Annotated in this window: 9 protein-coding genes; 6 read left to right on the top strand and 3 right to left on the bottom strand. The window is 39.7% G+C overall.

Annotated elements, in window-relative coordinates; translation table 11 throughout:
• Positions 1-5: 5 nt before the first annotated feature.
• Positions 6-905: an ATP phosphoribosyltransferase gene (gene hisG / locus P20311_RS10710; protein WP_008112621.1), complete on the bottom strand. Its 900-nt coding sequence runs from the start codon at positions 903-905 to the stop codon at positions 6-8.
• 396 nt (positions 906-1,301) lie between these two features.
• On the opposite strand from hisG, the gene P20311_RS10715 reads away from it, so the two are divergent.
• The 4 genes from P20311_RS10715 (at position 1,302) to P20311_RS10730 (ending at position 4,689) form a co-directional block, all read left to right on the top strand.
• Positions 1,302-1,532, top strand: a complete 231-nt coding sequence (locus P20311_RS10715; RefSeq protein ID WP_008112623.1) for a hypothetical protein — start codon at positions 1,302-1,304, stop codon at positions 1,530-1,532.
• A gap of 128 nt (positions 1,533-1,660) precedes the next feature.
• Positions 1,661-3,577 (top strand): ATP-dependent DNA helicase, encoded by a 1,917-nt coding sequence (locus P20311_RS10720; RefSeq protein WP_008112625.1) that lies wholly within the window; start codon positions 1,661-1,663, stop codon positions 3,575-3,577.
• 8 nt (positions 3,578-3,585) lie between these two features.
• The gene (gene tsaB / locus P20311_RS10725; RefSeq protein ID WP_008112627.1) at positions 3,586-4,287 is read left to right on the top strand and encodes a tRNA (adenosine(37)-N6)-threonylcarbamoyltransferase complex dimerization subunit type 1 TsaB; all 702 of its coding nucleotides are present in this window, start codon (positions 3,586-3,588) and stop codon (positions 4,285-4,287) included.
• 72 nt (positions 4,288-4,359) lie between these two features.
• The gene (locus P20311_RS10730) at positions 4,360-4,689 is read left to right on the top strand and encodes a hypothetical protein (protein ID WP_008112629.1); all 330 of its coding nucleotides are present in this window, start codon (positions 4,360-4,362) and stop codon (positions 4,687-4,689) included.
• Positions 4,690-4,762: 73 nt separating this feature from the next.
• On the opposite strand, the gene P20311_RS10735 is transcribed toward P20311_RS10730, so the two are convergent.
• Both P20311_RS10735 and P20311_RS10740 read right to left on the bottom strand, forming a co-directional pair.
• Positions 4,763-6,052: an alkaline phosphatase gene (locus P20311_RS10735; protein ID WP_008112631.1), complete on the bottom strand. Its 1,290-nt coding sequence runs from the start codon at positions 6,050-6,052 to the stop codon at positions 4,763-4,765.
• A 295-nt stretch (positions 6,053-6,347) separates the two neighbouring features.
• Positions 6,348-8,264, bottom strand: a complete 1,917-nt coding sequence (locus tag P20311_RS10740; RefSeq protein WP_036985077.1) for a methyl-accepting chemotaxis protein — start codon at positions 8,262-8,264, stop codon at positions 6,348-6,350.
• A gap of 413 nt (positions 8,265-8,677) precedes the next feature.
• On the opposite strand from P20311_RS10740, the gene P20311_RS10745 reads away from it, so the two are divergent.
• Positions 8,678-9,529: an alpha/beta fold hydrolase gene (locus P20311_RS10745; RefSeq protein ID WP_008112635.1), complete on the top strand. Its 852-nt coding sequence runs from the start codon at positions 8,678-8,680 to the stop codon at positions 9,527-9,529.
• Positions 9,530-9,644: 115 nt separating this feature from the next.
• Positions 9,645-11,297 carry a long-chain-fatty-acid--CoA ligase FadD gene (fadD, locus tag P20311_RS10750; protein WP_008112636.1) on the top strand — a complete coding sequence of 551 codons (1,653 nt, stop codon included), beginning with the start codon at positions 9,645-9,647 and terminating at the stop codon, positions 11,295-11,297.
• Positions 11,298-11,310 lie beyond the last annotated feature (13 nt).

Consider the following 11,310-nt stretch of genomic DNA (forward strand, 5'->3'; position numbering starts at 1 on the left):
GCTTGTTACTCCATCATTTTTTCAATTGGCATAACTAAAATAGAATTGGCACCAAGGGCCTTAAGTTGTTCCATGGTTTCCCAAAATAGGGTTTCACTGCTCACCATGTGTAGGGCAACATATTCATCATTACCCGCAAGAGCCAATAATGTAGGTTGGCCAGCGCCAGGTAAAATCTCACAAATTTCATCAAGCTTGTCTTTTGGTGCGTGTAGCATAATGTATTTACTTTCTTTAGCTTGCTTAACACCACGTAAACGCGGCATTAGCTTATTTATGAGTGCTAATTTTTCAGTATCTTGTAGTTGAGTGTTTTGGATTAAACAGGCATTTGACTCTAAAATAGTGTCGCCTTGCATTAAGCCATTTGCTTCAAGGGTTGCACCTGTTGAGACCAAATCACAAATGGCATCAGCAAGACCGGCACGAGGCGCCACTTCAACAGAGCCAGTCAGCATAACAGTGCTGGCGTTAATGCCTTCGCGTTTTAGGTATTGGCTTAAAATTTCTGGGTAAGTGGTCGCAATACGTTTGCCTTCAAACCAGCTCTTGTCTTGTTTACCAAGTTCTTGTGGCCATGCAAGTGCTAAACGACAGTAACCAAAGTCAAGTTTAGCAAGCTTTGTAACTTCACTTGGTACACCTTGGCGTTCTCTTTCTGCTTGTACTTCAACTAGTACGTTTTCGCCAACAATACCTAAATCACAAACGCCGTCCATAACTAAGCCTGGAATATCGTCATCGCGCACACGTAATACGTCAATAGGCATGTTGGTTGAGTGTGCTATGAGGCGCTGCTCACGAAGATTGAGTTTTACACCCAGTTGTTTAAGCAGATCTTGACAATCTTTAGATAGGCGGCCACCTTTTTGGATGGCGATACGAAGACGATTACTATTATTCATTACTCATTTTCCTTTAATTTAAAAACTAAAAACCCCGAGGGAAACCTCAGGGCGAAAATGAATCTTGGTATGTTGATTCGCCAGAGGTTTCCTTTTAGGAACAACCTCTCAGCGAAAGACCTGACAGGTTATTCCGATGAATGATGGTGGTGATGTACAACTGTCAGTGAATTAAGCATTTTTTATCCTATTTGGCTAATCGTTATTGTGTTAACGCTTAGCTGCAATCTGTTTAATAAATTTCGCACTTATAAAAACACATTAACCGACAGCATGGCAAGAAAAATTTTCTTTAATTAAAGAATATCTTATAACTGCCGACAATAGTTAACATATTGCTTTATTTATCAACAGCCTTATAGTGATTAAATAACGCGCAACCTGCTGGAGTCACACATGGATATAATGATCCCCTATTTAGGGCCTATTACCCGTTTAGCGCTTGAATCTAAAGGGGCTTTTCATATTGCAGGGGTGCAACAAAGCGCTAGGGCGAAGCAAGTTGAACTTGAAGAGCGCAAAAAGAAAGAGATAGAAAAACAAAAAAAAGCATCGTTCGACCAAAAAAAATCGAGCAATAGCAACGCAGAAGATGACGACAAGCCTCACTTAGATACTTGGGCTTAGATTAATAAAAGTAAACCTCCCACTGCGTGTTAAATATTCTTCTCAATGTAGAGGGGGACTGATTAATCACGGCATTACTTGCTCTTGGCTCTGGGCTTACGTAAAATCCCGCTATTATTTTTTACATAGTGATTGGGATTATCAAACAGCTGTTTAGTGCGACCGGGCCTTTGGCTTTATCAATAGATGGATACACACCACGCCAGCCTCAAATCGATATGGCGGTGGCTGTTGATGATGCATTAAAAACCCGAGCTCAACTTGTTGTTGAGGCAGGTACTGGCACAGGTAAAACCTTTGCCTATTTAGCCCCCGCACTTAAATCTAAAGGTAAAACCATTATCTCAACCGGTTCTAAAGCACTGCAAGAGCAGCTTTATCACCGTGATTTACCCGTATTATTAAAAGCCTTAGGTGCAGCGAAAAAAACGGCCTTGTTAAAAGGGCGTGCCAATTACTTGTGTACATATCGACTAACTCAGCATGTGGCACACGTACCCACAGACGACCCTGATGTTATGCATCAGCTTGCTATGGTTGCAAAGTTTGCCAGTGAGACCCACAGCGGTGATCTTGCCGATTGCATTGGTATTGAAGAAGACGCCAAAGTGCTACCTTATGTAAGCTCAACCGCTGATAATTGCTTAGGCAAAGAATGCCCTGACTTTCAAGAATGCTATATTCGCAAAGCACGTTTAAAAGCGGGGGATGCCGATGTTGTGGTAATTAATCACCATTTATTTTTTGCCGATATGGCGGTAAAAGAATCAGGTTTTGCAGAGCTGATGCCTAATGCTGATGCCTACATATTTGATGAAGCTCACCAATTAAGCGAAATTGCCAGCGACTATTTTGGCGAAACCATGAGCACCAAAAAGCTGGTGGATTTAATTAACGATTTGCGCGCTATTTACCGCGCTGAAATCCCCGATATGCTGCAATTAGGCAAAAGTTTAAATAAACTGGAAACCAGTGTCGCTGATTTAAGGTTGCAGTTTGGAGTTGATGGTAGCCGAGGCGATTGGCGCGAAAAGCTCAGTAATAAGCTTATTTGCTCGGCATTACACCGCGTAATAAGTGATTTAGAGTTTGTGTATCAGGTTTTAAAGTTATGCTTAGAGCGCAGCGATAAAATAGAACATCCGTTTGAACGTGCGTTGGCTTTTAAAGGCCAGTTAGAGCGCGTATTCGATACCGCCCAAACAGGGTTTAGTTACTGGTATGAAACCACGAGGCGCTATTTAACAATCAATATAACGCCATTAAACGTATCGGCAAAATTTGCATTGATGATGAAAGAATCTGGTGCGGGGTTTGTATTTACCTCGGCCACGTTATCGGTCGACAATGAACTGAGCCACTTTAATGCAAGCCTTGGCTTAAAGCCAAAGCAAAGCATGATGGTTGATAGTCCGTTTGATTATGCCAATCAGGCGTTGCTGTGCTTACCACGTTATTTACCTCAATCGCATGAAGATAATATGCCCCATGCGATTGTAAAACTGACCTTAGAGCTCATAAAATCAGCTAAAGGGCGCTGTTTTGTGTTATTTACCAGTTACCGTATGATGCATTTAGTGGCTGAGGGCTTAACGACGCAAATGGACTACCCAGTTTATATGCAAGGGCAAATGTCTAAACGCATTATATTAGAAAAATTTACTCGCCATGGTAATGCGGTATTACTGGGGACCGCGTCATTTTGGGAAGGGGTTGATGTACGAGGCAGTACCTTAAGCTGTGTTATTATTGATAAGCTACCGTTTGCTGCACCTGATGACCCTTTACTACAAGCTAAAATGCAAGATTGTCAAATGCAAGGCAAGGACCCGTTTGCACATATTCAATTACCCCAAGCAGTGATTGCCTTAAAGCAGGGGGTAGGTCGCTTAATAAGAGACAACAAAGATAAAGGCGTGCTAGTGATTTGCGATAATCGCTTAGTTACACGCCAATACGGACAAGTATTTTTAAAGAGTTTACCGCCAATGCGCCGTACACGAAGCTTAGAAGATGCCAATACATTTTTAAAACATATTAATTGAGTACAAAAATGATCAAAAGTAATATTCTCGCCCTAGATGCTTCTACAGAAGCATTATCAATTGTTTTGCATTATCAGGGTAAAACATTTCATCATTTTGAAGAGTGTCCGCAGCAACATAGTCAAAAAATACTGCCACTTATTGATGAGTTACTTGGTAAAGCCGGCTGTAAATTAAAAGATTTAGACGTAATAGGATTTGGCCAAGGTCCTGGAAGTTTCACCGGCGTTCGTATTAGCGTAGCCATTGCCCAAGGTCTTGCATATTCAACTAATTTACCATTAGTTGGGGTATCTACTTTAGCAGTCATGGCACAGCAGGCATTAGAACAGTTTGGTGCTGACGTAGTTTATTCTAGTATTGATGCGCGTATGGGAGAAATATATTTTGCTCAGTACCACGCAAAAGATGGATTGATGACACTTAAAGGCGAAGAGCGAGTATTCAAACCTGAATTGTTAGATGTAACTTTGATAGATACAAACATCGATGCTGCAGCCGTAGGGACTGGGTTTAAAAGTTACCCTGACGCATTAACAGCATTTAATAATGTAACCATACAGCCAGCAATAACCTTACCGGATGCACACTATATGCTGGCCCTAGTAGAGGCGCAGTATCTTGCTGGTAAGGGTGTAAAAGCCAGTGATGCACAACCAAAGTATGTGCGTGACACGGTAACATGGAAAAAATTACCGGGCCGTGAATAAACAAACACGGTTGTTTGCAAATTAAGCGATTTTAAATCATAATTTAATTATGTTGTTGGTTGGAGAAGCGCTGTGTCGCTACCTATAAGTTCTGGTTTTTTTACAGGTGATATACCTGCTAAGGTGCGTTCTACTTCGGTAGTTCCGGCGCAGCCTGAACGAGTACTAGAGCAAGCCAAACCACAAACAACTAATACCGATTATGTCAAAAGCAGCCCAGAAGGGCTTGAACTTGCAAAAGAGTTTACAAAAGCGAACAGCAAAGACACCCAATACAGCCAAACTATTTACGATCAACCCAGTGCCCAAGTAAGCAAAGCGATTTCGACATATACTGAGTTTGCTAATTTAGAGCGAAGAGCTGAAGTTCAAAGTTTAATTGGTGTTGATATATACGCCTAGTTAAAACCTGACAAAAATCAGCAAATAAAAAGCCCGAATGAATCATTCGGGCTTTTTATTTTCATTACTGAGATTATTGCTCTATATAACCAATCAATTTTTTAGCTATATCGGTATTATTTTGAGAGCCAACAAAGTCATCGCTATTTTTACCATAAGCAAATACTTGTACATCAGACGCTGTGTGACCGCCCGTTGTCCAGCCAGTAAAACTTAAGTCATTAATAATGCTTTTAACGGCCAAGTTTAGGGTTTTCTCACCCATAGCTTTGGCTTGCTTAAGTTTAATTTCGTTTTCAGCTGTAAATTCAATACTGGTATTAGCCTGCCAAACCGTTTTAAGGTTATCTGACTCCATTAGTAATTTGGTCAATGTACCTGCAGTGGCTTTAACACCTTTGATGATATCTGTTTCCCATTTATATTGGCCATGTGCACCAATAGTTAAACCGCCTGTTGAGTGATCAGCTGTGATCACTAAAATAGTGTCTGGGTTGTTATCTACATAAGCTTTAGCCGTTTCGATTGATTTAGCAAAATCGTCCATTTCAGCCATTGCACAGGCAATATCATTCGCGTGGCCACACCAATCAATTTGGCTGCCTTCAATCATCACAAAAAAGCCTTTATCATTTTGCCCATCAAGCAAATCAAACGCTTTAGCAGTTAACTGCTTTAATCTTGTTGGGTTTTCATCAAGAGCAAATGGTAAGCCTTTAGGTGCATATAAACCTATAGCAGGCACTTGAGTGATTTGACCAAGGTTTTGAATATCATCGCCGTATTGATAACCAGCTTGTTTAAACTCGTCAACTAAGTTTCTGTCATCACGAATAAAGTACTGAGTACCACCGCCTAACATTAAATCAACTGGTAATTTACCTGCAATTTTATTGTCAATGTAGTCATTGGCAATATCATCATAGTTTCTTCTTGACTCATTATGTGCGGCAAAGCTTGCTGGTGTTGCATGGTTTATTTGTGAAGTCGCCACTAATGCTGTTGTCATTCCTTGCTCTTTTGCAATTTCTAACATGGTTTTAACAGGTTTTTTAGCTGTATCAACAGCAATTGCGCCATTATAACTTTTATGACCGCTACTTAGTGCTGTTGCACCCGCTGCGCTGTCGGTTACGTACGTATGGTCGTCAGGATAAGTATGTGCCATACCTTTTAGCATGGTATCGAAAACGGTGGTTTCTATTTCTTTTGTTGTTGGGTCGTCTTTGTAGTATCGATAAGCAGTTGTGAAAGCGGGACCCATGCCATCACCAATCATATAAATAACATTTTTAGGCGCTGTTTGAGCGAAAGCTCCTGTTGTTGTACATAAAAGCGCTAATAATCCGAACTGTTTTTTCATTGTGTGTACCCTTTAAGTGTACTTGTTTTATTTAATAGCGCTATTATTGTATACAGATAGCAAGATAAATAAATGAATATATGATGATTAATGAGTTTTGTATGAGGTTTTGACTATTTTTAGCTTAATACTTCCATATTAGCGACATGAATTACCCTATAAAATAATTATTTACTGATATATCAATATAATAGGTACGCTAAATTAGTTTAAGGAATTGAACTGAGTTTGCAAATAGGGGGTATAGTAATACAGCCTTGAGTGAACCTTTCACCCAAGGCAAGTTAAGTAGGTGTTAAACTTTAAAGCGCGACACCATTACTTGAAGCCCACTGGCTAATTGAGCAAGCTCGCTGCAGGCTTGTGCTGTTTGTTCAACAGATTGACCACTTTGTTCGGCAATATCATTAATGCGAGTGATACTGCGGTTTACTTCTTCTGCGGCCAGTGATTGTTGCTCAACTGCGGCAGAGACTTGAATGTTCATGTCGTGAATTCCCTCAACAGCAAGGTTAATTTCACTCAATGAGGTTTGCGTTCCCGTTATTTCAGTAACCGAATCATTGCTCTTCGTGCTACTGCGTTCCATTGCATCCACAGCATCTTGAGTCCCAGTTTGAATGTTGGCAACCATTTGTTCAATTTCACCGGTAGATTGCTGAGTGCGTTGCGCTAAGTTACGTACTTCGTCGGCTACCACAGCAAAGCCTCGACCAGCTTCACCCGCACGCGCAGCTTCAATAGCAGCATTTAGTGCTAGCAAGTTTGTTTGCTCGGCAATATTTCTAATTACTTCCAGTACTTTTTCAATACTTCCGCTTTGCTCTTGTAAATTCCGAATAGTTTGTGAAGCTTGCTCAACTTCATTGGCTAATGAGTTTATCGCATTAACACTTCGCTCAACGGAGCGATTACCTTCTACTGCAATTGCATTGGTTGTTTGTGCGCTACTTGCAGCACTGTGCGTATTGCCAGCAATTTCTTGAATAGACGCTGCCATTTCTGTCATTGCTGTTGCAACTTGTGTCGTTTGGTCGCGCTGAGTTACTACACCTTGACGGGTTTCGTTGGCAACAGCGGTAAGCTCTTCTGTTGCTGCGGCCATTTGGTTTGTTGAATCCGCAACCTGCTGAACAAGCTCCTGAATTTTAGAAATGAACAGGTTATATCTGTAAGCTAGTTCGCTGAGTTCATCTTGCCCTGTTTCATCGAGTCTGCGAGTTAAGTCACCTTCACCTTCAGAAATATCTTTAAGGGAGGTAAGCGTAGAGCGAAGTGGTCTAATAATAGTTTGTGATAAGCCATAAGCAATTAACACCGCAAGCCCTATGGCAATAATAGCAATAACTATCACAAAATTGCGGGTGTTTGCTGCCGAACTAGCGTAAAAGCTGCGGTTCATCGCGATTTCAACTACCGCAACGGGTTTACCTGAATAGTCGTTAATACTTTTAGCAAGGGTCGCTAATGGTTTTGATGAGCTGTTGTGATGACCTAGTACCGTATTACCATCCCAAGCAGCAAGGATCTCATTTCTTGAGATAAGCGTTTTTTCAGTTAATGATGAAGCAAGCAGTTTTGGCGTTCGGTTTTTTATAGTATGAATTGCAATATCTACATTTGAACCAAAGGCAGCACTAAATTGTTCAACAAAATTTTGTGATAAATCAATACCAAATTCAATTGATCCTACGTGTTGACCATCTGCATTTACCGGCACTAAACCTCTTATTCCTAGTCCACTAACGCCTTCTTCAACGCCATTAACTGGCTGACGTTTACGGTTAACTTCTACAATGGTACTTCGCTTAGATGATAAATCATCTCCGTACTTTTTAGGATCGTGTAAGCGTAAAAAAGAGGTAGCAGGAGCAGTGTGAAATTGAAACTGTTCGACCCCATATTGCTCACTCAGGGTATAAAAAACCGGTAGCAATTGTTTGCTAAGCAGCTCTCTGTCACCTCTAGCAAAGGCTTCTTTAATAGATGGCTGGCTGGCAATCATCGCACTCATTGCTTGCGCTGACATTGCTTGGTTGTTAATTTGTGAGGTGACAGCGTCATAAATGCTTTGCATTTCACGTTTTTCCGCTTCACTACTCAGTTGGTTGGAATTGATCAAGTAAAACGCTGACATAATGATGACAGTTATCGTTACGAGGGTTGTAAAACCAACAGATAGACGAGAGCCGATGGTAAAGTTTCTAAACACGATTAAACCTTATAGATTTTAATTTGCACTTAAAAATACAAATATGAGTACAATTATTTTATTGATAAACGCATAGAATCCTTTCATAGTGTTTGGCTGGTATTTTTTGCAGATACATTGAAGTTATTCGTTAAGTTTAGATTAATATTAATAGATATCAAAGAAACTGTAGTATAAAAACGCATTTATTTTGTATGAATAACATACAGCTAAATCTTTGTTTATATCGGTGTTACTTGGTTATATTTTATGCATTTAAAGTTGCATTAAATTTACAATGTAAAATAAACAAATAACGCTCTTTTTGTCTTTTCTTTTAATTCTTTAGGGTTGTTTTTTTGTTTTTAAATTCGAAAAAGCCATTCAAAATAACTGCTTTTTGCGTGTTAAAATAATTTAAATAGAGGTAATAATTGCAACCATTTTCTGTCAAAGCTAATGACTTAGATATACATGGCCTTAAATTTGGAGACGGTGAAGAGATTGTTATCGCGCTTCATGGTTGGTTAGATAACAGTGCCAGTTTTGCGCCTATGCTTACTAATGTACTCTCAAATCAAACATGGTATTGCATTGATTTTGCAGGGCATGGTCTGTCATCTTGGCGAAGCCCTCAAGCTCACTATTATTTTATTGATTATGTGGATGATGTTTACGCCTTCATTAATGCGCTTAATATAAAAAAAGTACATTTGGTAGGGCATTCAATGGGAGCGATGGTCGCGGGTTTATTTGCAAGTTGTTTCAGCGAATACGTTAGATCCGTTTCTTTTATTGAAGGAATAGGTTGCGTTACAACCCAAGCAGATGAAGTCGCTTCGCAGCTAAGAAGTGCCATACTTAACCGAGCACGGATAACAACTAAAAAACCGAGGGTATACACGTCAAAGCAGCAAATTTATCAAGCACGTTCAAAAACAACAGATTTAAATGATGAACTAATTGCGCTGTTAATGGACAGAAACATAAAACAAATGCACAGTGGGTTTGAGTTAACGACTGACCCTAAGCTTAAAAATCACTCAGGTTTTCGATTTGATGAAGCGCAATGTATTGGTGCAATAAAAGAATTAATTGCACCATGTCAATTAATATTAGGTGATAAAGGTTATCCATTTGTAAAACAAAACTTAGATAAGTATAGTAATTATTACAATAACTTGAGAGTATTAGAAGTGCCTGGCGGCCATCACTGCCATATGCAAAGTAGTGGGCTATGTTTTGAACACATTCAAGCATTTATGCTGCAAAGTAGTGCATGTTAATTGTATATTAGCGATAAATGTGGGATTATCTCTAGATTAGAGTATTTGCTCAATTGTGAAAGTGCCTTACTTAGATTAAGGTTAATAAAAATATAATTATAAACAGGGGCTAAGAGTGGAAAAAATCTGGCTTAAGCGCTACCCAGAAGGTATGCCTGAAACAATCGATCCTGAGCACTACAACTCGTTACTCGAAGTGTTTGAAAAAAGTTTTAATGAATACAAAGATTTACCTGCATTTACAAATATGGGTAAAACATTGTCTTACAACGATATAGATGCAGCAACAAAACGCGTTGCCGCCTATATTCAAAACGATTTAGGGTTAAAAAAAGGCGATAAAGTCGCTGTGATGATGCCTAACTTGTTGCAAACCCCTATTGCTATCTTAGGTATTTTGCGTGCAGGGTGCGTGGTGGTTAACGTTAACCCACTTTACACCGTACGCGAGCTAGAGCACCAGCTGAAAGACTCTGAAACATCAGCAATATTTATACTGGCTAACTTTGCTGTCACGCTTGAAAAAGCGCTGCCTAACACCGACGTGAAACACATTGTGGTTACACAAGTGGGTGACATGATGGGCGGCCTTAAAAAGCATTTAGTTAATTTTGTCGTTAAGCATTTCAAAAAAATGGTGCCGAACTACACGTTGCCAAACACGATTAACTTCTGCGATTTATTAAAAGCAGATCCAAACGGTTACAAACGCCCAGACGTAAACCTAAGCGACTTAGCTTTTTTACAGTACACGGGTGGAACTACCGGTGTGTCAAAAGGCGCTATGTTAAGCCATGGCAATATGGTGGGTAACCTTGAGCAAGTATCTGGTTGTTTAGATAACGTGCTTGACCGTGGTAGTGAAGTGGTTATTACTGCGCTTCCGCTTTATCATATATTTGCATTAACGGCGAACTGTTTAGCATTTATGAAATATGGTGGCTTAAACGTTTTAATTACTAATCCACGTGATATGCCAGGGTTTGTAAAAGAGCTTAGTCAGCATAAATTTACTGCTATTACAGGTGTTAATACTCTATTTAATGGCTTATTAAATACTCCGGGTTTCTCTGAACTTGACTTTAGTCACCTTAAAATGTCATTGGGTGGCGGTATGGCTGTTCAACGCCCTGTTGCAGAAAAATGGCAGAAGGTCACTAACAGTAAGTTAATGGAAGGCTATGGCCTGACAGAATGTTCGCCATTAGTTACAATTAGCCCTTACGATTTAGAGGCTTATAATGGCTCTATTGGTTTACCTGCACCAAGTACAGATATTAAATTAATGCTTGATAATGGTGAAGAAGCGGCTAAAGGTGAGCCAGGTGAATTGTGGGTCAAAGGCCCGCAAGTAATGCTTGGTTATTATAACCGCCCAGACGCAACCGCCGAATGTTTAAAAGATGGCTGGTTTGCAACAGGTGATATTGCGACATACGATGATGAAGGTTTCTTCTATATTGTTGACCGTAAAAAAGACATGATTATTGTTTCAGGCTTTAATGTTTTCCCAAATGAGATTGAAGAAGTGGTTGCAATGCACGAAGGTGTATTAGAAGTTGCTGCAATTGGTATTCCTCATGACATTAGTGGTGAACAAGTTAAAGTTTTTGTTGTGAAAAAAGACCCTTCTTTAACTGAAAAAGATATAATAAAACATTGTCGTGATAATTTAACTAATTATAAGGTTCCTAAACTCGTTGAGTTTAAGGATGAGTTACCCAAAACTAACGTGGGTAAAATCCTCAGAAGAGCCTTAAAAGATTAGCAACTATAAAAAA

Source organism: Pseudoalteromonas sp. BSi20311 (genome assembly GCF_000239875.1).
Lineage (GTDB): Bacteria > Pseudomonadota > Gammaproteobacteria > Enterobacterales > Alteromonadaceae > Pseudoalteromonas.